Below are 21,130 nucleotides of genomic sequence, written 5' to 3' on the forward strand. Positions count from 1 at the left end.
GGGATTGAACCCGTAAATTACTTTATATTTGCGTTAAATTAAGTCGTTTTGAGAAAGATAATTTCATACATACTACTGGCGGGATTTTTGGCAACCGGCCCTTTGGCTGGCTGTACGACCAAAACACCGCAACAGAAAAAGACGGCCTCCTACTTGAAAAAGAGCAAGAAAGGCAACGTGCCCTGCCCTTGCGATTCGAACTAACTCCTGACAGCTTACCATGAAAAAAATTGTAATCGCCATAGATGGCTACTCCTCGTGCGGAAAAAGTACAACGGCCAAGCTGGTGGCTGCCGAACTAGGCTACGCTTACATCGATACCGGTGCTATGTACCGGGCGGTTACGCTTTATTTTCTGGAGCATCACGTCAGTCTCACTAACCCCAAAGAGGTGAACGATGCCCTCGATAAGATAGATATCACGTTTCACTACAACCCAAAGGCCAAAAGAAACGAAGTATTCCTTAATGGGCTGAATGTGGAGGATGAGATTCGCAAGATGTACATTTCCAACCAGGTGAGTGAGGTGAGTGTGGTAAAGGAAGTGCGCCGCGCCATGGTAGCCCAGCAGCAGAAGATGGGCAGAAAACGTGGTGTAGTGATGGACGGACGCGACATTGGAACAGCTGTGTTTCCGGATGCGGAGGTAAAAATATTTATGACCGCCGATGTGGATACCCGTGCCCGTCGACGTCAGGATGAGTTGCTGGAGAAGAAGCAACTTATCAATCTTGATGAAATAAAGCAGAACCTGCAAAAGCGTGACCTGATCGACTCGACCAGGGCTGAGAGTCCGCTGCGTCGAGCCGACGATGCTTTTTTGCTGGATACTTCGCACATGACCATCGACGAACAGGTGGAGTTTGTGCTTAATAAGGTAACTTCCCGTATCTTCAACGGTGATTTTGCTTTACAGGAATAGAGGAAAGAAGAGATGAACGTAACGATAGACAAAAATTCCGGTTACTGCTTCGGCGTCGAATTTGCCATACAGATGGCGGAGGATGAAATGGAGAACTGCGAGGAACTCTATTGTCTGGGCGATATTGTGCACAACAGCATGGAAGTGAAGCGCCTGTACCAAAAGGGCCTTCGCATCATCGACCGGGAACAGCTTAAAGAACTGCGCGATACCAAAGTGCTGATCCGGGCGCACGGCGAGCCACCGGAAACCTATAAGACAGCTTTAGAAAACAACATCGAACTGATAGACGCTTCCTGCCCGGTGGTGCTCAAACTGCAGAACCGCGTAAAGCACGCCTTCGATGCGGACAAAACCAAAGGCGGCCAGATCGTGATTTACGGTCAGGTGGGCCATGCCGAAGTAATCGGACTGGCAGGCCAGACAGGTGACGAAGCCATTATCGTGACCACGGAGGAGGATCTGGATAAGATCGATTTCTCGCGTCCGGTTACTCTTTTCAGCCAGACCACCAAAAGCACCAAAGGCTTTTACCACATCAAATCGCTCATCGAAGAACGCATACAGCAGGCAAAGCAGGACAGCACAGCTTTCAACGCCAACGACAGCATCTGCCGTCAGGTGTCTAACCGCGAGCCGCAACTAACCAGGTTCTCAGTGGAACACGATGTGATCATTTTTGTGAGCGGCAAGAAAAGTTCTAACGGGAAAGCCCTCTACAGCGTGTGCAAGCAGCATAACCCCAACAGTTACTTTGTGGAGAACGAAGAAGAGCTGGAAAGAGAGTGGTTTGCCAATGCTGCGAGTGTAGGTATATGCGGCGCTACTTCCACGCCTATGTGGCTGATGCAGCAGGTAGCCGACAGTATCAAAAAATTTGACCTCGAAACAGTATAGCGATAATCCTATACTACAAAATAGTGGCTTTTTAGCTACATTTAGGCTTTGCTTCGGTAAAGCCTATTTTTTTAACGCACCATCCACATGAGACGCATTTTACGCTATTTTCTGAACGGACTACTTATTGTAGCACCCTTCACCATTACAGTATGGATCATTGTGGCCATCATCGACTGGATGAATAGCCTTTTCGACTTAGGTATACCTGGGCTGGGAATTATGCTCATGTTTGTCCTGCTTACCCTGATTGGTTTTATCAGCTCGTCCTTCTTCGTGAAACCCTTTATCGTCATCACAGGGCGCTGGTTTAACAAAGTGCCGCTGGTGGGCATCGTCTATTCCAGTATCAAAGATCTGTTCGATGCCTTTGTGGGCGACAATCAGAAGTTTAACAAGCCCGTGATGGTGAAGATGTCAGAGGACTCAGATAACCTGAAGTTCGGTTTCGTGACGCAGGATGCTTTCAGCTCTGTAAATGTAGAAGACCGCGTAGCCGTATACTTCCCGCACTCTTATAACTTTTCGGGCGAGCTGTTTGTGGTGCCCAAGCGCAACGTGGTATACCTGGACCTGCCGAGCAGCGATGTGATGAAATTTGTTGTTTCGGGAGGTGTGTCAAAGCTTTAAATGAGCAGGGGCTATACCTTTCACCTCAGTAAAAAGCCCCTTCAGCTGAACTAACTAAAATTTTAAGCCTGAACATGTATCTTATTTGTATGCATGCCGAATAAGTAAAGGAGAGAACACATTGCGCCAGGATGCCATATATTATTCATAACGGTACGAAGCTGCATTACAGGGTGCTGGGGCAGGGCACGCAGCCTTTACTGGCTTTCCATGGCTATGGGCAGAGCTGCAGCTATTACCAACCGATGGGCCATGCGCTCGGCAGTGACTATACCATCTACGCCTTCGACCTGTTTTTCCATGGTCAAAGCAGTCTGCACAAAGAGAACATGCCGCTCGACAAGGATTTTCTGCAGGAGTTGGTTAGTTTGTTTCTCAAGAAGGAAAAGATAGATCACTTCTCGCTGATGGGCTTTAGCATGGGGGGAAAATTCGCACTGACACTGGTGGAACGCTTCCCAGAGCGCATCGACGAGCTTTTCCTGATCGCGCCGGACGGCATCAAGACTAGCTTCTGGTACAATATTGCCACCTACCCGGGTTGGCTGCAGCAGCTCTTCAAGCGCACCGTGCTTAAGCCAGAGCCCTTCTTCCGACTTTTGAATGTGCTGAACAGGTATAACATGATTCACAAAAGTCTGGTCCGCTTCGCCCGCTTCCAAATGGACAGCACCGAGAAGCGCTTGCGGGTATACCGCAGTTGGATCGGCTTCCGCGAACTCAACTTCGACATCCGCGAGATTGTGCGACTCCTCAACCACAACCAGGTGCCGGTTACAATGTTTCTCGGCGAGTTTGACCAAATCATCTCTCCCAAGCGGGTAAGTGTGTTTATAAAAGCCCTGCACAAAGGGGAGCTGGTGGTGCTCAAAGCCGGTCATTCGCATTTGCTGCAGGAGGTTGCGGAGTTGCTGCATAAGAAACGAACTCAATCTATACCTCCGATTGGGTAAGTAGTAAAGGCTGTTGTAGGTATAGCTTCATGGCGTGGGTATCCACGTTCGTTCTGCTATGGTGGGGCCTCTGGCCTAGGTATAGCTTTTTAGCTATTGCCTTTTGCAGGTATAGCAAGATGTATTATTTCATAGCTTCGCCTGTGCGGCGGGCACTTACTTTTTTGCTTACTGGGGGTAGGGGGCACTACTGTTCGAAACCTTGTCAAGTGACGAATTTTTCCATTTTGGCAGGGTCCCCTCCGCAGAGCAGCACGATCTGTCTGACTATTTCCACGTCCAATTCCTGGGCAAAGCGCAGCCTGGCGCGGCGGTCGCTGTCGAGCTTGTTGAGCTTGCGGTAGACGATGAGCAGCAGGGCCACGATCAGGGTCATGTAGCGCATGACCTGGATGCCGTTCACGTCCCGGGTGAGCAGGTGCTCGAGCTGCAGGTGCTGCTTGAGGAACTTGATGAGCACCTCGATCTGCCAGCGCTCCCTGTAGATAGCCGCTACCTGGTAGGCATCCAGCCAGGCGATGTTGGTGACAAAGCAGATCTGCTCCCCCGATTCCAGGGTGGCCTTGACCAGGCGCAGGGGCTTTTCGAGGTAGCTTCCGGGCTTTTCCCGGAAGCTCACCCAGGCATCGCTCAGCACGGTGAGGGTCGTCCCCTCGGGCTGCTGCCCCACGGCCAGCAGCTCCTCCATCACCCGAAGGCTTGCTTTGCCCCCCTCCAACAGCGAGAGCAGCAGCAGTTGGAACATCACCCGCCCGCTGAGCTTCTTGACCTGGTGGTCCACCCGCGTCCGGGCCGCCAGCTGCGAAAGATCCGCTTCAGGGATAAATGCCAATAAGTCCTTTGCCTTCATCTCAACCTCCTTCCCGATAAAATTCCTATCATAGAATACGTACCTTAAAAGGTTTCGAACAGTAGTGGCCCCTACCCCCAGTAAGCAAAAAAACAAGACCCTCCAAATCGAGGGCCCCTACCCCACTCGCTGACCGCTCTTGACAGGGGGACCCCTTCACCCCCAACAGTGGAGTGTCAAAAGGTGCACCTAGCACCATAGTCTGCTCCGTTGATTCAGGTACAAGTTAGTCTTGCTATACCTGCCGGTGGTCATGTGCTACAACGCTTATACCTACAAACTAGCAGTAGCAGAAACTCCCCTTCTTGGGGGATGTTATTCGTGTATAAGCAACCGCACCTTCAACTCCTATACCTGAAATTGAGCTGCTACAGAGATTCCCTTCTTGGGAGGGGCAAGGGTGGGTTATAGCAACTGCCTGTCCTCCCTTTAACCAAGGTCCTTTCAGGATGACAGACAGGAAAGCAGTAGCAGAAAAATACCTCACTTGGGGTAGGGGCCCCTGTATGAAGGTCCAGACAAATTAATCCTTTCTGATTCCGAAAATCCTGACCCTGATGCGTCGTACGTAAACCATTATGCTTAAATTGGCGCTGATGAAAGAGGAGAACCTAAAAAAGCCCAAACCAGAGAAAAAGATCATCGGCAGGCGCGAAATGGTGGCCTTTCCGGAGTTGGATATCGATGAGATAGAGGCCAAGATCGACACCGGTGCTTATACCTCGGCAATTCATTGTTCGGATATTCATGAGGAAACCCGCGCCGACGGAACAAAAGTGATCTGTCTGGACTTACTAGACCCGTCGCACCCACAGTACAATCACAAAAAGCTAACTTTTTCAGACTATAGCCTACGCGATATCCGTAACTCGTTTGGGGACGTGCAGGAGCGCTACGTTATCAAGACCATGATCAAGCTTTTCGACGAGCTGATAGAGGCGGAGTTCTCACTATCGGACCGCAGCGATATGAAGTACCCGGTGCTCATTGGTCGCAAATTGCTCAAGGGTCGGTTTACGGTAGACGTTTCCCGTAAAAACGTCTCACTCAAATTCAACAACAAACAAAAGAAGAACAAATAGTTTTTATGAAAATAGCGATTCTCTCTCGCAACGCTAAGTTGTACTCTACCCGCCGCCTGGTGGAAGCTGCCCAGCAACGCGGCCACGAAGCCGTGGTGCTCGACCATCTGCGCTGCGACCTTGTGATTGAGCAGGGCGACCCGCACATTCTCTACAAGGGAGAACGCTTGACTGATATCGATGCCATCATCCCGCGCATCGGGGCTTCGGTTACCTTTTACGGTACGGCCGTGGTGCGTCAGTTTGAGATGATGAAAGTAAGAAGCGCCGTGGACTCGCAGAGCATCGTGCGCTCCCGCGACAAACTACGTAGCAGCCAGATCCTGTCACGTGCCGGATTGGGTATGCCCAAGACTGCCTTTACCAATTATTCCAAGGAGACTTCTATGCTGGTGAAGGAAGTGGGCGGAGCGCCGCTGGTGATCAAACTACTTGAAGGAACGCAGGGCCTGGGTGTGGTGCTGGCCGAAACCAAAAAAGCCGCTGAATCGGTGATTGAGGCATTTCATAACCTGAAGGCCCGTATCATTGTGCAGGAATTTATTGCTGAGGCAGCAGGCGCCGATATACGTGCTTTTGTAGTGAACGGCGAAGTGGTTGGCGCCATGAAGCGTCAGGGCAAGGAGGGCGAGTTCCGCTCTAACCTGCACCGTGGCGGCAATGCCAACCTCATCAAGCTCAGCCGTCAGGAGAAGGCCGCTGCTTTGTTGGCCGCCAAATCGCTGGGGCTGGGCGTGGCCGGTGTAGATATGCTGCAGTCCAAACGCGGACCGCTCATTTTGGAAGTGAACTCCTCGCCGGGGCTGCAAGGTATAGAGAAGGCAACCAATAAAGACATCGCTTCTAAAATAATTGAGTACGTAGAAGGGCTGGTGCAGAAGAAGAAGGCCAAACGAGTAAACGAATAGCATGCCTGAAACCATTAAGATCAACGGTGTAAGTATAGACCGTGGAGAGAAAGTGCTTACCCGGCTTGTTATCTCGAAACTCCCCAGCGGTACTGTTATCGATATTCCGGTTTATGTGTTTCGCTCGGTGCATGACGGACCAGTCCTTTTGCTGATGGCCGGTATGCACGGCGACGAGGTGAACGGCACAGAGATCATCCGCCGCATGATCACAAAAAAAATGCTGTACCCGCTCAAAGGTACTATCATTGCGGTGCCCATTTTGAACATCTATGGCTTCCTGAACTTTTCGCGCGACGTGCCCGATGGCAAAGACGTGAACCGCAGCTTTCCCGGGAACAGGGAAGGTTCGCTGGCAAGCCGTGTGGCGCACCGTTTTATGAAAGAAGTGATGCCTTTTATTGACTACGGCGTGGATTTCCATACAGGTGGCTCCAGTCGGGGTAACTACCCGCAGATACGCTGTGTGCTGGCCGAACCTAAAAATCAACAATTGGCCGAGGCCTTTGCTGCGCCTTTCACACTAAATGCATCCCATCGACAGGGCTCGCTCCGAAAGGAAGCTGCTAAACTAGGCAAACATATTCTGGTATATGAAACCGGTGAGTCGCTTCGCTTCGATGAGCGAGGTATAGCAACAGGTATAGAGGGCACTTTGCGCTTGATGCACCACCTGGGTATGGGTACTTCAGCGCCTGCTCCGACAGAGCCGACCACCATTTGCATGAAGGATATTTGGGTGCGCGCCAAAAATGCGGGCCTGTTCCGAAGCCATGTGCAGGAAGGGGGCTATGTGAAAAAAGGTCAGGTAGTAGGCACGATCACGGATCCGTACGGCGAAATGGAAGTGCGCCTGAACGCCCCGGCTGCCGGTTACATAGTAGGCCTCAATAACATGCCCGTCGTGAACCAGGGAGATGCCTTAATGCACATTGCTTTTTAAGGTATAGTTGTCTCGTCCTGATATAAGTTGACGGGTTTGAGACGAAGTTACTTTTTAAGTTGAGACCTCCAATGCGTTTGTGTTGGAGGTTTTCTTTTTCCACTGTTTTACCTCTAGTTTCTGCTGGGCGTGCATCTGCTCAGGTGTCAGGAAATGACACGGAAGGTGGGAAATGGCACGAGAGGTGGGGCCTGCGGGTGTTGTAGATGCTCACTGCCTGAGCTATCACCTGCACTGCCTCCAGGTGGTGGGCAAAGCCCCGCTCGAGGGCAAACACATCCTTCAGAATACCGTTCACCCGCTCGGCCACCGCGTTCTGGTAGGGGACGTACTTTTGAGTCATGCTCGGCTTTATCCGGGCCTTTTTTCTCTGCTGCTTTTTCCATATAAGGTTGATTTTAGTGTCAACCTATTTCAGGACGGGGCAAGTAGATAAAAAAACACAGTTCATCCCGAAGTTTAGGAATGGGATGAAACATAAGAACCTCCTGTTTTGTGGTTGTATGACCATTAAAACAGGAGGTTTTTATGTTTACTACTTCTAAAAACGCATCTTCCGCGCCTGAGGTTCTCTCCCAGGCCCGTTTTTTCTCCCACCGCCTGGAGGATTTCCTCGCTCCCTTCCTGGTGCAGCTCGACCGGCTGCTGGACCACCGCCTTGTTTTGACCTTCCAGGCCCTGTGCCAGGCACTGGTGCGCCACCGCAGCCGCTCCTCGGGCCTGCTTTTGAGCGAGCTGGGCGGGGTGCTGCTCTCCCCCCACAAGGCGCCGGCCGGCACCAAGCGCCTCTCCAACCTGCTGCGCAGCCAGAACTGGTCCTCGGAGGTGATCGCCGACTACCTGGGCCATCAGGCCCGGCAGTATGTGGAGCGGCTGCTGGCCGCAGAGCGCGAGCTGCCCCTCTTGCTCTGGGACGAGAGCGTGCAGGAGAAGACGGAGCGTCTCAAAAGCCAGGGCCTGTGCGCCGTGCGAAGTGTCAAAGCCAAGCGAGCCCTGCGCATCAAGCCCGGTTATTGCTCACCAATGAGGAGGTGCACACGGATCGGGACGCCTGGCGGTTGGTCTTTGCCTACGCCCGCCGCTGGCAGGTCGAGCAGGCCTTCTGCTTCAACAAGGCAGAGATGGGCATGGAGAGCTGCAGGCTCTGGTGCTGGGACAATAGAATGAAACTCTTGCAGATCGTCACGCTCGTCTACGCCTTCCTGCTCTCGCTGCTGGAAAAGGAGCTGCGCCAGGCCGTCTCCAACCTGCTCCGGCAGGGCTGCCATAGAACAGGAAAGCGGTGCAGGAAAACTCCCACACCGCTTTACCGCATCCGCCTGGCCCTGGCCAACCTCTGGAATCTGCTCTACTTATCCCTGATTCAAACTCCGGGATGATTCATGTTTTTGTTTAGGTAGGTATATCTTAAAATACGTAGCGCACGTGCAGGGCAGAATCCCAGAAACCGCCGCCGCGCGGTATGTTGATGTATGGCTTGATGTCGGCACCGATTGTAAACGGAATATCGCGGATGTAATACTCCAGACCAAGTACGCCGTCGATACCTAGGCCAACCACATGGTCATCGTGGTAATGTTTGTGGCCGTGGTCATAGTAGTGGCGACCCTCGTGGAAGCCTACGTGACCACCCAGACCATAGTACCATTGCAATCCTCTGGCGTTGAAAGCCGGAGCGTGCTTTTCGTAAAGTACCGTGATCACGGCGCCTCTGTGGCGGAAGTTGGTGCTTAGGATGCCCTCGATGGCAGCGTCACTTTTAATGAAATGCTTGATAGTAAGGCCTGAAGCTACACCGCCTCTGAAACCTATACCTGTTTTGTACTCCTGTGCATTGGCACCAAAAGCAAGCGTCATCACCAAAGCTAAGGTAAAACCGACGCGGAGAAATGTTTTCATTGTTCTATAAAAAAAGTTATATCCAGCTTGCCAGACAGGTACGTCCAGCTGGCAGGCTGCAAAAATAGAACTTCTTCTGTTCGAAAAAACTAATATTTACTTTTTTCACAAATTTTAACCCGATTGCTTGTACGATTGCAGGTAGGCTGTCTTGGATGTTCGCCGCCCGATTAGCTTGAAAAACGTGATAAACTTCTCTTTATCAAGTTCTAATGCTTTAGCAAAGGCATCTTCCTCATTTGAGTTCCGGTAGTCCTTTATGTATTGTTCACGCACAAGCCCGGCTTCATTCAGTTCGGCGGCAGCTTCAATCTCAACCAGCCCGGTTTTCTCCCAAAGCCTACGCCACCAATCGATGGTGTGAATAAAGTACCAATAGTTCTGATAATCTTCTTGTAGAAATTCGGGTACCTGGCTACGGCTTTCGATCTCTTCTGAAAAGCATACGTCCACGATGGCGATCTGCCCCTCGGGTTTGATGAAGCGGGCAATGTAAGGCAGGTACTTCTCGTCGGTGCCGAAATAGGTATAGGAGTCTACGACAATCACGGCATCAAAGTACTCCTCAGGAAAGGGGAGCGAGCGGGCCTCCATCTCCAGCGGAAAAACCTTGTCTTCGCAGCCTTCACTACAAATACGCTCATAATTGTCGCTGGCGGACACAGCCTCGTCGACGGCCCAGACCGTTACGCCGAACTCCATGGCCAGAAAAATAGAGCTGATGGCTTTGCCGCAGCCGAGGTCGAGTACGCGCATGCCGGGTTTCAGGTGGAGGGACTTGGTGAGGCTCTCGAGGTTGAAGAGTACGTTTTCGCCCATAGAATGCTTGCGCACCCACTCCGGGTCATATTGTGAAGTTTTGGGAAAGGCACGGCGCAGGCTTTTGTTTGGCATAGGTATAATATAGATATAGAATGCCTTGCAGCTTACGCGTCAGGTATAGAGAGGGTTAGCGGCCTAACCGTTCTATTTCATCGGACAGGTATACCTTGTCGGTTTTCAGGTCTTGCGCAGCGACACGCAGCATAGCGCTGGCCACAGTCTCTGCCTGAATGGGGCGGAATTTGCGCAAAGGGCCGAACATGATTTTAGAAAGCGGCTTCATGATCCGGGCACTAATCTCCTCGCCGGTACGATGCTCATCGCGCTCGCCTAACAGAAGCGAAGGCCTGAAAATCTGCAGCGACTGAAAACCCAGCGCCCGAACATCACGCTCCATTTTACCTTTCACGCGGTTGTAGAACATGCGGGACCTGGCATCGGCGCCCATCGACGAAACCACCAGAAACTGACTGGCATTGCGGCGCAGCGTAATCTCAGCCAACTGGGTGACATAGGTATGGTCTACTTTGTAGAAAGCTTCTTTGCTCCCCGCTTTTTTGATGGTAGTGCCCAAACAGCAGAACACATCGTCGGCGGCCAGTTCGGAGGCACTTTTCTTGAGGTTGTCGAAGTCGACGATTTGCTGGTCGAGCTTGGGGTGAATGATGGCGAGTTCGCGGCGGCCAACAGAGATCACCTGGCTGTAGCGGTCGCTTTGCAGGAGCATACGCAGCAGGTGACTGCCAACCAAGCCGCTGGCGCCGGCAATCAGTGCGGTTCGGGTTCGGTGCATGGAGGTTTGCGTTTCGCTCAGTTACGTGAATCTCCGCCACATAGGTTAATAAATGCGGAGCTTTCCTGTAAATAATCCTGTTGCGGCTGTTTTCGTTTTGAAATTAGCCTTCATTGCAGCGCTACAGTACAATCTATTGCAGCTTATTCGTCGCCTTTCAACCGGATGTGATCTGTGTCTATTTCAATTTTACCTTCTTTGTACAAACCTCCGATTGCTTTCTTGAACACCTTTTTGCTCATACCCAGCATACGGTATACCTCTTCCGGGCTGCTTTTGTCAGACAGTGGCAAATAGCCTTTGGCCGCTTCCAGTACTTCCATTACTTTGTCCGCCGCCTCGTTGGATTCGCTCATGCCAGTTGTGCCCGGCTTGCGCAGTGTCACGTCAATCTTATTGTCCGGACGGATGGTCTTGATATAACCGCGCACCTTGTCGCCCATGTGTAGCTCCTTGAATACCTCATTTTTATAGAGCATGCCCATGTAGCGATTGTTGATAATCACTTTAATACCGATTTCCGTAAAGCCGGCTACCAGCAAATCCACTTCTTCGTGCTCGGTCAGTTCGTTTGGCGCTTCATCATTATGCAGGTATTTGCCCAGTTTGGTTGTGCCTACAATGCGGTCAGAGGTTTCGTCGAGGTATACATACACGCAGTACTTACGGCCGGGGCGCATTTTATCTTTCTGATTGTGCAGTGGCACAAGCAGGTCTTTCTCAAGGCCCCAATCCAGAAAGGCGCCGAAGTCGGTGCTGTCTTTACACATCAGGCAGGCGAACTCGCGCACGGTGGCATGTGGCGTCAGGTTAGTGGCAATCACACGGTCTTCGGAGTCGCGGTAAACGAATACGCGTACCTTATCGCCTACTTTGGCGCCTTCAGGTATATACTTGCGTGGCAGCAGGATGTCGCCGTCTTCAGAGGTCAGGTACATGCCGAAGTCCACTTCGCGTGCTATTTCCAGTTCGTTGTAATGGCCGAGGTCTACCATAATAAGGTATTGCGTTAGGTATAGAATGTTGCAAATATAGCGAAACCATTTCAGGTATAGCCTGTAGGTTTCAGTCGCTTTTCTTATACCTGATTATACCTGTAAAGATGCAAAACAGCACCAGCTTTTTCGGCGGCTATACCTGTCGGGCTGGGGCTTTACTGGCAAGAGGCAGTTGCCAGGTATAGCAGCTTAAAACAAAACAGGCAGCCACCATGGGCTGCCTGTTACTGCATGTCAAATAGCACTTAACTTCACCGGAAGGGATAGCAACACGCTCAACCAAAGTAAATTAGCGAGCAGGCTATACCTGAAAGTCCTTTGTCTTTTGTTAAAGAATTCTTTAGTCCGGATGGCCGCTTATACCTTAGGATTTTGCTTTGGCCTTTTTTGTGGCTTTGCCGTTTTGCCCTTTGGCTGGCTGATCATCTTCTTCCATGATGTCATCAGGTCTGGCGATCAGTCCGATGGACAGGCCGTCTTCGCCCAGGAAGTGTTCGATGTGGTGGCAACGATCCTCTGTTTTGAGCAGGATGCCCTCCAGCAATGCCTTGGTCGCGAAATCTTCCTGCTCAAAAGCTTTTTTGATGGATTTGCGCAGTTCCAGCACGATTGTCTTTTCGTCTTCCATGTCTTTTTTGAGCATCTCGCGGATGCGGAACACGCCTTCTTCCTCGTGTTCGATATAAGAAAGCTCCAGCTGTTTGGCCGGATGGCAGGTAGGGCAGTAGCCCATCACGGTGAGGCGCTCGGCAATGGCATCGTACTGCTCGTGAATCTGAGTATAGTGCTCCTCAAAAAACAGGTGCAGGTCACGGAACTGCGGACCTTCTACCATCCAGTGGTGCTTGTGGTATTGGTTATACAGGGTGATGAAAGACGACAAGTGACGGTCCAATTCGTTGGCCATAGCCGTTGCAGTCGTTTTTGACAGCCCGACCGGGTTGCCTTCATATTCTGATTTTTCTCTTAGCTTTTCCATGTTCAGGGTTTGTTGAATTACTCTAACAGTGTACCCCGATCAGCTTAAAAGGATACAGGAATTTTACCTGAACTCAGGTATGCCCGGCTGCGTGAAGCGGAAGTCTTCGAAGTCGTAATACGAGCGCGACGACTCATAAATGCGTAGGTTGTTGAAGTTCTCGTTTTGAGGGATCTTCGGGTAATAGCCCACCATAATCTGGATCGTGCTGAAAGACAGGTACTCGTTGCGGAAGCGTATACCTACTCCAAAGCCTGGAAATGGCTTGCTCTTGAAGGGAGAGCTTTTGTTGCCATACGAGAGCCAGGCCACATCCACAAAAGCCATCGTGGCCAGTCGGAAGCCGAAGAGCGAGAAAGGGGTATAAAGGTTGGCTTCGTAATTAATTACCACGCGGCGGTTGCCCCGCAGCAGATCAGAACGAAAACCGCGTAGGCCCTCCTCGTTGTTGATCGAAAGTAATTCCTCCGGATTGCGGTTAACGCCGATGGTGCTGCGACCCAGAATAAAGTGGCGCAGTTTCCAGTTGCCGTTCTCGTACAGCCGCGTAAAGTAGAGCGTCTCCAGTTCCAGCATACCCTGTTCCCATGTGCCATTTCTTATAAAGGAGCCATACCCGGCGCGGCCGTAGAGGTAGCCAAAATCCTTGTTGTAGCGGGCAAAAGAAAGATCCAGCCCAAAGTAGCGGCGGTCGAAAAGGTCGCCCCGCTCGTAGCCGTATGCCACAGAAGCCAGTACCCCGGCGGGTACGTCCTCCGTTCGCCCGAAACCATACAGGTAGCGGTCTTTGTAGTAGCGGCGCACACTGTAACCCAGACTGGCAATACCCAGCACATTGTCCTGAAAGTTTTCGGTAGGCCTGGTGTAGAAGTTCGTGTTGATCAACCGCAATGCCGTAATCAGGCGGCCCCGCGGTTCGAAGCCCAGGTTGTAGTTCTTGAACTTAAAAGAACGACCCAGCCATACATCCTGCAACTGATAGCCAAGGTCAGCAAAGCGCTGGATAGTATCTTCCGGCACGGGCGGCAGCAGGAGCCGCTCGTCTATCTTACTGGCCCCGACAGCACCGGCATAGCGCGTGTTGGTAGCAAAGAAGTCGCGCCGCAGGAAGGCACTGCGCTCTTTGTAGTAATTCTGATCGAAGTAATTGATGTCGGCGGTAATGTAGGTGCTGCCGATGTTCTCCACGGTATAGCCGGCGGTGGTTTCCCAGGATCTTGGCGCATCCATGTTAAAGCGGTAAGAGCCCCGGATCTGGTGACCTAGTCCCAGAAAGTTGAGCTCCCGCAAGGCTACCCTACCCGCACCCGACGATGGGGTATAAGAGCCGGAACCACCCAAACTAAAGATGTCTTTGGTGATCACCAGCACGTCCACGCTATCTTCGGTGGTGGTGCGCTCGTCCACAATAATGCGGGCGTCGAGTAAATAGTCGGTTTGGCGCAACAAACGCTCCGACTCAACTAAAGCCAGCGGTTCTAAGGTTTCCATGCTCCGGAAAAGCAGTTTGTTGCGCACCAGGTGCCGTCGTGTTTTGACGTGAAGCGAATTGCCAGCCTTTTCGAGAAAGCTGCGCGGCACGCGGGTGGTGTCATGTATAGAATAGCCCAGCGCATCCAGCGTCATGATATTGATCTTGCGCACCACTTTGTAATTATGCCGCTCGTACTCGCGCTGAATCAGCTCCGCATCCAGGCCCAGTACCTCTTCGTCTTTCCGGTCGAACACCAGAATCGCTTTAAGCATTTTGCCCATGATCGTTTTGCGCTGCGAGATCTCCCGCAGGTTGTTCATCACGCGCTCGTCAAACTTTTGCTTGATGGTATCGGTTGGTGCTGCAAGGCTATCCCTTCGGGGAGGTATTTCCTGCGCCTGCGCATTGCCAGCCACTAGCCATGCCCCTAGCAGGCAAGCTAATATGCAGCATAAAATGGGCGAACGTGGGAATGCCATGGAAGTATAGGGGCGCTTACTATCTGTTGTACGTGTTTGTACGGTACAACCTCCTAATATACTCTTTTCGACTTTATGTGGAAAATTTCAGTTTGAAATTCTAAAAACGGCCTGTGCTAATCATGTTAGCAATATTTGAATGTGGATAGTGTGTTGATAACTATTATTGCTAATTATTTTGGGGTTTGTGCTAAGAGTTTTGTAATTTTATAACCGTCAAGTAGATAGAAGAAGCGAAGATGAACGATAAGGTAATAGGTAAACTAAAAATATTAGCAGATGCTGCCAAATACGATGTTTCCTGTTCGTCGAGCGGAGGGAAGCGAAAGAACGAGAACAAGGGCCTGGGCAATGCAGAAGGTATGGGTATTTGCCACAGCTATACCGAAGACGGCCGTTGCGTTTCATTGCTGAAAATCCTGCTGACCAATTTCTGCATCTACGACTGCGCTTACTGCGTGACACGCAAAAGCAACGACGTGCAGCGTACCGCCTTCACAGTGCAAGAAGTGGTGGACCTGACTATTAACTTTTACCGTCGTAATTACATTGAGGGACTGTTCCTGAGTTCAGGCATTTTTAAAGATGCCGACTATACCATGGAGCGACTGGTGCGGGTAGCCAAAAAGCTGCGTCAGGAAGAGAAGTTCAACGGGTATATTCACCTCAAAACCATACCGGGTGCGAGCGACGAGCTGATAAAAGAAGCTGGTCTGTATGCCGACCGCCTGAGCGTGAACATTGAGCTGCCTTCGGAAAAGAGTCTGCAAAGCCTGGCGCCGGAGAAAAACTATAGTGAGATCCTGTTGCCGATGGGTTCGATCAAAGACCAGCTGGTCCAGGCTAAAGAAGAAAGTAGGCTGTTTAAAGCAACGCCAAAGTTCGCGCCAGCCGGGCAGAGCACGCAGCTGATCGTGGGGGCTACTGCCGAAAGCGACCGCCAGATATTGCAGCTGTCGGACCAACTCTACAAAGTGTATAACCTGAAGCGGGTATACTACTCAGGTTACGTGCCAGTGAGCACAGATAGCAGGTTGTCGATCATCACGGAGCCGCCGATTATCCGGGAAAACCGCATTTACCAGGCCGATTGGCTGATGCGATTTTATGGTTTCGATGTGAAGGAGATACTGGACGATGCGAATCCGAACCTGGACCTGGACATCGACCCGAAACTGGGCTGGGCGCTGCGCAACCGCTATTTTTTCCCGGTGGAGATCAATACCGCCGACTACGAAATGATATTGCGCGTGCCGGGCATCGGAGTGAAATCGGCCAAGAAGATCATATCAGCCCGGCGATTTGCGCCACTGCACTTCGACCACCTCCGCCAGATGGGCGTGGTGCTGAAGCGGGCCAAGTATTTTATCACCTGCCAGACCAAAAGCCTGCAGCGGCAGGACTTTGACTCGGAACAGCTGCGCCGCCGCATTCTGTTTGGCGAAGGCTCCGTTCGAAGCGCACTGCTTACGCAGCAGCTGGACTTGTTTCAGAGGGCTGGCTAGTATCAATTAAAAGTGAAATGGAAGAGGGGAGAGAAGTGCATCATACAGATTTGTGTAACCAAAAAGATCAGACAACATTTCAAACCATTCATAAGACAATGAGAAATTCTACTAAAGTTGCCCGTGTTTCCTGCTGCTGCAAACTCAACATGCTGGTGCCGCACCTGCAGAGCCTTTCTTCCAGAATGCAAAATGACAGCAAGCGCGACAAAGCCCGTCTGAACAGCAACGCGAAGCAGTAGCTGCTATACCTCTGCCGATGTACTTCTATACCTACGACGGTTCCTTTGAGGGGCTGCTCACCGTGGTGTTTGAGGCCTATGAGCGCAAAGCCTGGCCCACTGCTATTGAGCCCGAGCAGTTGGCGCAGCCTTCTATGTTCGGCGAAACCGTGCGGGTGATAACAGACGAGGGCAAAGCCAATCGGGTGTGGTTGGGTTTGAAGAAGCGGCTGTCGGTTTCGGCGCTGGAGTCGCTGTACTATACCTACCTGTGGGAGCAGAGTGGCTTCGAGCGGCTGATCTTTGACTATACCCGGCTGGTGTTCGACTCGCCTGAAAGTGTGGAAGGAAATTATACAGCTCCCTTTATATTGCAGGTACAGCAGATCCAGAAGCAAGTGCACCGTGAAAAACACCGCATGGAAGCTTTTGTGCGTTTTCAGAAAACCGCTGATGGTCTGTATTATGCCAGCATCTCACCTGACTTTAATGTGCTGCCACTGATCGTGCGCCACTTTGAGAAGCGCTATGCCGACCAGCGATGGGCCATTTACGATACTTCGCGGCGGTATGGAGTCTATTATGATTTAAGAGCGACAAGCTTTGTGCAGTTGGAAAACCCGGGCGTGACGCCCAGGCAGCAGAGCAAGCTTAACGCCGACCAATACGATGAAAACGAGACCCATTACCAGATGCTGTGGCAGGTATACTTCGACCACGTGAATATACCAGAGCGCAAAAATCCCAAATTGCACCTGCGCCATATACCCAAACGCTACTGGAAATACCTCTCCGAAAAACAACCACGACTACAGTGAAAAAGATGAGTTTGTAAGTGCCTGTTTTTCAGTAATATTTCATAACAAAGGCTGCACAATCCTGACTTTTGAGTGATTTTTTCGCAACACAGGACAACCCGAATGCCGGTTTTGGAGTATACGTGTATATAGATATTTTATGAAAACTGCTCAGTTGGAGCCCACTGCACAAAGTAGCGGGTGTTGTCCGCTGTCCTTCATTATCTAAAAAAGAACGATGAACACACGCGTACGAAAAAAACTTATTCAAGTAGCCCGCGGTCGCGCTCACCTGATGTCATTCCAAAATCTGATATTAGAAGCCGAGTTGGGCCTTAACCTCGAAAACACTTACGAGAAATCACAACTTAACGACGTAATCGACGAAATTTCAGAAGCAGAGCATGAAGCGGGTCGTCCATTGCTAAGCGCATTGGTCCGTATTAAAGGCCGCCAAAACCAGGGCGATAGTTTCTTTAAGCTTTGTGAACGCCTCGGCTATGGCGACTGGAAAAGTCTGAAGCGCGACCAGGAGTTTCTGGAGAAGCAGCGCGAAACCTGCCGCGAGTTCTGGCAAAACAGCAATAATTTTTCATCCTACCTATAGTACAAAGCAAAGAGGCAGGCCTGCCCTCACTCCCTGGGTCTGTTACTTTGCCGATTTCACCCTTGCACACTAACTGGTAGCAGCCCCATGGAAATTTTTTTCGTGGGGCTGCGTCTTTTCAGGGCTTCTGCCGTCATCAAGGTGTAATTCGAAAACATCACCTTAAGAAGACAAAGCCATGAAAAGATTTCACGTAAATGTTCGCGTTAAAAGCCTCCACGAATCTCTCGCCTTTTATACAGCCTTATTTGGAGAAAAGCCAACGGTTATAAAAGAAGACTATGCCAAGTGGATGCTGGAAGACCCGCACATCAACTTCGCCATATCGCTGCACCCCGAGAATGCAGGTATAGAACACTTAGGTATACAGGCCGAGAGTGAAGAGGAACTGGCTGAGGTATACGGCCGCTTGAAGCGCGCCAAAGGAGCTATTCGGGAAGAAGGAAAGTGTACCTGCTGCTACGCTAAGTCCGAAAAATCGTGGATAACCGACCCGCAGGGTGTGGACTGGGAGGCCTTCTATACCTTCGGCGAAGCTACTATGTACGGCGAAGGAGCTAATGCCCGCACCACCTCAATCATAGAAACAACTGCCATTTAGTACAAGATAAAACTACGAATCTAGACCACAGCAGGTATAGCACATACCTGCTGTGGTCTGGTTAATTTTTATGTACCTTCAGAAGAATTTGAGAATTTGCCTTTTCCATATTTTTCTTCGTAAATTGATGTATATCTCCACCTGCTATCACAGTTAGAATCTTTGCGTCATGGAAAACAGAAGCTGCCATACCTGTTCAGATGAACAAGTAATTACCTCAGTGGACACCTGTGCTGCTGTAGCGCCGGTATACCTGGAGTATGAAGCCAGGCTGCGGAGCTTTGTGATGAAGCGGGTGAAGGACAAAGACGAGGCAAACGACATCTTACAACAGCTGTACGTGAAGCTCTACAAGCATTGTGAGCAGCTGCAGGAGGTCCGGAATATAAACGCATGGCTCTACCAGATCGCCCGAAACGCGGTGTATGACTACTACCGTGAGCAGGACCGAAGTATACCTGTAAAAGATGAAAGCAAACTTGAAGAGCAGCTACAGCAGGACCCCGAACAGCAGGATTCGGAAAGCCTGGTGCTGCCACTTATCAACATGCTGCCATCTGAGTACGCCGAACCGCTGCGATTGAGCGAAATAGAAGGCATCAGCCAAAAGGAAATCGCGAAGCGTTTAGGTATGTCCTATTCCGGAGCCAAGTCGCGGGTGCAGCGTGGGCGGGAGAAATTAAAAGAACTGTTCCTGGAGTGTTGCCATTTAGAACTAGACCGGAAGGGAGCTTTGGTAAGTGCCACTGCAAAAGAGAGTTGCAGGCCGCTTCAAGTGCAGTTGAAAGGGACGTGAATTCAAAACCTATACCTTGTCTGCACCCGGATATCTGACCTTCTTGGTCCTTCAATCGTTTCCAATCCTGAACCGATGGTGCGCTGGTTGCGGTAATGTGTCAGGGCATATTTTACCCATACGTCCATGCGGCGCATTGGCCTGAACTGTAGCAGCCCATAAAGTCGGGTTCCTCTTCAGCTGAAGGCAGGTATAGAGAATGCGTAGAGTACATCCCTTTCAAAAGCATATCGGCGGGTTTCGTAATCGTCGGTGTCGAAGACGGCGTAGCGGGTACTCAGGCGGATCTTGTTGAAATTGAAGTTGATATCCTGCGAAATGAAGTAGCCCGTAGCTTGTAGCGACTCTAACTCAAAGCTGATAAAATGCACCCGGGACCGGAGATTAACAACAGGCGTAGGCGTGAATTCATAGTACAAGAGGTAGTTCTTGCGATTGGCTTGTCCCACATAATCTATGCTAGTGATGTTATCAGCTACGTTACGACCCTTGCTTTCTGCGCGAAACTGGGCGTATAGTGAACTTTGACGGTTAGGTCGGAAGAGAAGACGCAGCTTGTACTCGTCGCCTTGTGAAGGCCCGTCCATACGGTGGCGGAGACATGGAAAGCGGAACCGATCGTAGTAAGCTGTGAGATCCCACTTCGGAAAAGGCTTGATCTTGATGCCGGTATAAAATCCCTGTTCGTTAATGTTGCGTGTTCCCTCGCCAAAAGTATTGCCATAAAAGGTATGGAAGTCGCGTGCGTAGTAGCGATAGAGCATCGCCAGTTCCACTTTATTAGAGAGGTTGGCCGTCATGCCATTCACAGTGCCCATGCCACCGCTTCTGGAAATGGCCGTTTCGCCGAACAGGTATACGTTTTGCCAGGTATAAGCGTAGTTAGCACCGATGTTGTAATTGCGCGTGCCGCTAAACTCGAAGCGCTGGTAGGGCAGTCCTGCCTTCTGAATTGGTGAGCTGAAGTGAGTCGCCATGGCCGTTATACCTGCCAGCAAGGTGCGGTTTCGGCTCTGGTAAGTGGCATTGCCGCCTATAATCTGTTCCCGGGCCTGCTTTTTGTTTGCTAGGCGTACGATGGAATCCGGTCGTCTGTATACCTGTAAAGAAATCATCGAAATTATCGAGCGTGTCGAGTTGCGTTTGCAGGTTGGCATCTATCCGTTTACTCGACACAAAGCTCGTCACATCCACACGCCCGAAGGTATAAGTGGCCGCTACTCCCCGGTAAAAGGCATGCTCCAGTACTGAACTGTAGGGGCGTATACCTACGTTGGGCCGACTCACAGTCGTAATCGTTTCGCTGCCCTTGCCTACGGTATAGCACGACGAAAGCAACAGACCCTGCCCAAACTGCAGTTGGTAATCGCCTAACGCAATAGCTTTGAACATGCCTTTATTGTAGAGCTGCAGATGTGCCGAGTAAAAATCGAAACCATAGCGGCGGGTGTCAGGATCCCAGGTGAACTGCTCACCGGCGTCTTTCTCTGCGGTAATGCCCAGGCTATAGTCACGTGTATGGCTTACTCGGTAGCGCATCAGTACTTTGTCGGGTGAGCTAAGGTAGTGTGTGGTGGAGCTGGTGGTGTCAATGGAGGTATAGCAGCGGCGTTCCTGCAGGGTGCGCTCGTAGCGTAGGATTAAAGCATTTGCCCCGTCCTGAAATAGGTTGACACTAAAATCAACCTTATATGGAAAAAGCAGCAGAGAAAAAAGGCCCGGATAAAGCCGAGCATGACTCAAAAGTACGTCCCCTACCAGAACGCGGTGGCCGAGCGGGTGAATGGCATCTTGAAGGATGTGTTTGCCCTCGAGCGGGGCTTTGCCCACCACCTGGAGGCAGTGCAGGTGATAGCTCAGGCAGTGAGCATCTACAACACCCGCAGGCCCCACCTCTCGTGCCATTTCCCACCTCTCGTGTCATTTCCTGACACCTGAGCAGATGCACGCCCAGCAGGAACTAGAGGTGAAACA

At 51.0% G+C, this 21,130-nt stretch carries 27 protein-coding genes; 16 read left to right on the forward strand and 11 right to left on the reverse strand.

Going from position 1 to position 21,130, the window contains the following annotated elements; translation table 11 throughout:
• The first annotated feature begins 220 nt into the window (after positions 1-220).
• The 4 genes from cmk (at position 221) to K3G39_RS05620 (ending at position 3,402) form a co-directional block, all read left to right on the forward strand.
• Positions 221-922 carry a (d)CMP kinase gene (gene cmk / locus K3G39_RS05605; RefSeq protein WP_220625199.1) on the forward strand — a complete coding sequence of 234 codons (702 nt, stop codon included), beginning with the start codon at positions 221-223 and terminating at the stop codon, positions 920-922.
• A 12-nt stretch (positions 923-934) separates the two neighbouring features.
• Complete coding sequence (locus tag K3G39_RS05610) at positions 935-1,819, forward strand: 4-hydroxy-3-methylbut-2-enyl diphosphate reductase (RefSeq protein ID WP_220625200.1); 885 nt, start codon at positions 935-937, stop codon at positions 1,817-1,819.
• A gap of 87 nt (positions 1,820-1,906) precedes the next feature.
• Positions 1,907-2,449 carry a DUF502 domain-containing protein gene (locus tag K3G39_RS05615; RefSeq protein ID WP_220625201.1) on the forward strand — a complete coding sequence of 181 codons (543 nt, stop codon included), beginning with the start codon at positions 1,907-1,909 and terminating at the stop codon, positions 2,447-2,449.
• A 131-nt stretch (positions 2,450-2,580) separates the two neighbouring features.
• Positions 2,581-3,402 carry an alpha/beta fold hydrolase gene (locus K3G39_RS05620; RefSeq protein WP_220625202.1) on the forward strand — a complete coding sequence of 274 codons (822 nt, stop codon included), beginning with the start codon at positions 2,581-2,583 and terminating at the stop codon, positions 3,400-3,402.
• A gap of 205 nt (positions 3,403-3,607) precedes the next feature.
• Here the strand turns inward: K3G39_RS05620 and K3G39_RS05625 are convergent, their stop codons facing one another.
• A complete protein-coding gene (locus tag K3G39_RS05625) occupies positions 3,608-4,234 on the reverse strand; it encodes a transposase (protein ID WP_220624268.1) in 627 nt (208 codons plus the stop codon).
• 596 nt (positions 4,235-4,830) lie between these two features.
• Between K3G39_RS05625 and K3G39_RS05630 the strand changes: the two genes are divergently transcribed.
• From K3G39_RS05630 to K3G39_RS05640, 3 genes are read left to right on the forward strand one after another with little or no spacing between them, the layout of a single operon-like run.
• Positions 4,831-5,334 carry a RimK/LysX family protein gene (locus tag K3G39_RS05630; protein ID WP_255594028.1) on the forward strand — a complete coding sequence of 168 codons (504 nt, stop codon included), beginning with the start codon at positions 4,831-4,833 and terminating at the stop codon, positions 5,332-5,334.
• 5 nt (positions 5,335-5,339) lie between these two features.
• Positions 5,340-6,242: a 30S ribosomal protein S6--L-glutamate ligase gene (gene rimK, locus K3G39_RS05635; protein WP_220625203.1), complete on the forward strand. Its 903-nt coding sequence runs from the start codon at positions 5,340-5,342 to the stop codon at positions 6,240-6,242.
• A gap of 1 nt (position 6,243) precedes the next feature.
• Positions 6,244-7,185, forward strand: a complete 942-nt coding sequence (locus K3G39_RS05640; protein ID WP_220625204.1) for a succinylglutamate desuccinylase/aspartoacylase family protein — start codon at positions 6,244-6,246, stop codon at positions 7,183-7,185.
• Between the two features lie 139 nt (positions 7,186-7,324).
• Here the strand turns inward: K3G39_RS05640 and K3G39_RS05645 are convergent, their stop codons facing one another.
• A complete protein-coding gene (locus K3G39_RS05645; RefSeq protein WP_370627203.1) occupies positions 7,325-7,582 on the reverse strand; it encodes an integrase core domain-containing protein in 258 nt (85 codons plus the stop codon).
• A 131-nt stretch (positions 7,583-7,713) separates the two neighbouring features.
• On the opposite strand from K3G39_RS05645, the gene K3G39_RS05650 reads away from it, so the two are divergent.
• Entirely contained in the window at positions 7,714-8,352 is a 639-nt protein-coding gene (locus K3G39_RS05650) for a hypothetical protein (protein ID WP_255594029.1), read from the forward strand.
• Positions 8,349-8,564: a hypothetical protein gene (locus K3G39_RS20755; RefSeq protein ID WP_255594030.1), complete on the forward strand. Its 216-nt coding sequence runs from the start codon at positions 8,349-8,351 to the stop codon at positions 8,562-8,564. Before K3G39_RS05650 ends, K3G39_RS20755 begins: the two co-directional genes overlap by 4 nt.
• Positions 8,565-8,592: 28 nt before the next feature.
• On the opposite strand, the gene K3G39_RS05655 is transcribed toward K3G39_RS20755, so the two are convergent.
• From K3G39_RS05655 to K3G39_RS05680, 6 genes are all read right to left on the reverse strand, one after another.
• Entirely contained in the window at positions 8,593-9,084 is a 492-nt protein-coding gene (locus tag K3G39_RS05655; RefSeq protein WP_220625206.1) for a hypothetical protein, read from the reverse strand.
• Between the two features lie 114 nt (positions 9,085-9,198).
• The gene (locus tag K3G39_RS05660; protein WP_220625207.1) at positions 9,199-9,978 is read right to left on the reverse strand and encodes a cyclopropane-fatty-acyl-phospholipid synthase family protein; all 780 of its coding nucleotides are present in this window, start codon (positions 9,976-9,978) and stop codon (positions 9,199-9,201) included.
• Positions 9,979-10,033: 55 nt separating this feature from the next.
• Entirely contained in the window at positions 10,034-10,699 is a 666-nt protein-coding gene (locus K3G39_RS05665) for an oxidoreductase (protein ID WP_220625208.1), read from the reverse strand.
• Positions 10,700-10,842: 143 nt separating this feature from the next.
• Positions 10,843-11,694, reverse strand: a complete 852-nt coding sequence (locus K3G39_RS05670; protein WP_220625209.1) for a S1 RNA-binding domain-containing protein — start codon at positions 11,692-11,694, stop codon at positions 10,843-10,845.
• A 367-nt stretch (positions 11,695-12,061) separates the two neighbouring features.
• Positions 12,062-12,676, reverse strand: coding sequence for a Dps family protein (locus K3G39_RS05675; protein ID WP_220625210.1), 615 nt, complete (start codon positions 12,674-12,676; stop codon positions 12,062-12,064).
• Between the two features lie 63 nt (positions 12,677-12,739).
• Complete coding sequence (locus K3G39_RS05680; protein WP_255594031.1) at positions 12,740-14,629, reverse strand: hypothetical protein; 1,890 nt, start codon at positions 14,627-14,629, stop codon at positions 12,740-12,742.
• 239 nt (positions 14,630-14,868) lie between these two features.
• Here K3G39_RS05680 and K3G39_RS05685 point away from each other — a divergent pair, with 239 nt between their 5' ends.
• The 6 genes from K3G39_RS05685 (at position 14,869) to sigZ (ending at position 19,156) form a co-directional block, all read left to right on the forward strand.
• Entirely contained in the window at positions 14,869-16,134 is a 1,266-nt protein-coding gene (locus K3G39_RS05685) for a putative DNA modification/repair radical SAM protein (protein ID WP_220625211.1), read from the forward strand.
• Positions 16,135-16,232: 98 nt separating this feature from the next.
• Positions 16,233-16,376, forward strand: a complete 144-nt coding sequence (locus tag K3G39_RS05690) for a hypothetical protein (protein WP_220625212.1) — start codon at positions 16,233-16,235, stop codon at positions 16,374-16,376.
• Between the two features lie 17 nt (positions 16,377-16,393).
• Entirely contained in the window at positions 16,394-17,173 is a 780-nt protein-coding gene (locus K3G39_RS05695) for a TIGR03915 family putative DNA repair protein (RefSeq protein WP_220625213.1), read from the forward strand.
• Positions 17,174-17,390: 217 nt separating this feature from the next.
• Positions 17,391-17,759, forward strand: a complete 369-nt coding sequence (locus tag K3G39_RS05700; RefSeq protein WP_253402402.1) for a hypothetical protein — start codon at positions 17,391-17,393, stop codon at positions 17,757-17,759.
• Positions 17,760-17,937: 178 nt separating this feature from the next.
• Positions 17,938-18,360 carry an ArsI/CadI family heavy metal resistance metalloenzyme gene (locus tag K3G39_RS05705; protein WP_220625214.1) on the forward strand — a complete coding sequence of 141 codons (423 nt, stop codon included), beginning with the start codon at positions 17,938-17,940 and terminating at the stop codon, positions 18,358-18,360.
• Between the two features lie 169 nt (positions 18,361-18,529).
• A complete protein-coding gene (gene sigZ, locus K3G39_RS05710) occupies positions 18,530-19,156 on the forward strand; it encodes an RNA polymerase sigma factor SigZ (protein WP_220625215.1) in 627 nt (208 codons plus the stop codon).
• A gap of 2 nt (positions 19,157-19,158) precedes the next feature.
• On the opposite strand, the gene K3G39_RS20760 is transcribed toward sigZ, so the two are convergent.
• Genes K3G39_RS20760 through K3G39_RS05720 form a run of 3 tightly spaced genes read right to left on the reverse strand, consistent with a single transcriptional unit; the run spans position 19,159 to position 20,899 of the window.
• The gene (locus K3G39_RS20760; RefSeq protein WP_255594032.1) at positions 19,159-19,293 is read right to left on the reverse strand and encodes a hypothetical protein; all 135 of its coding nucleotides are present in this window, start codon (positions 19,291-19,293) and stop codon (positions 19,159-19,161) included.
• A 39-nt stretch (positions 19,294-19,332) separates the two neighbouring features.
• Positions 19,333-20,133: a hypothetical protein gene (locus K3G39_RS05715; protein WP_220625216.1), complete on the reverse strand. Its 801-nt coding sequence runs from the start codon at positions 20,131-20,133 to the stop codon at positions 19,333-19,335.
• Entirely contained in the window at positions 20,069-20,899 is an 831-nt protein-coding gene (locus K3G39_RS05720; RefSeq protein ID WP_220625217.1) for a hypothetical protein, read from the reverse strand. The genes K3G39_RS05715 and K3G39_RS05720 overlap by 65 nt, the downstream gene beginning before the upstream one ends.
• Between K3G39_RS05720 and K3G39_RS05725 the strand changes: the two genes are divergently transcribed.
• On the forward strand, positions 20,891-21,094 hold the full coding sequence (locus tag K3G39_RS05725; RefSeq protein WP_220625218.1) for an integrase core domain-containing protein: 204 nt from the start codon (positions 20,891-20,893) through the stop codon (positions 21,092-21,094). The genes K3G39_RS05720 and K3G39_RS05725 overlap by 9 nt on opposite strands.
• The last annotated feature ends 36 nt before the right edge of the window (positions 21,095-21,130 follow it).

This window comes from Pontibacter sp. HSC-14F20 (genome assembly GCF_019599265.1).
Taxonomy (GTDB): Bacteria; Bacteroidota; Bacteroidia; order Cytophagales; family Hymenobacteraceae; genus Pontibacter.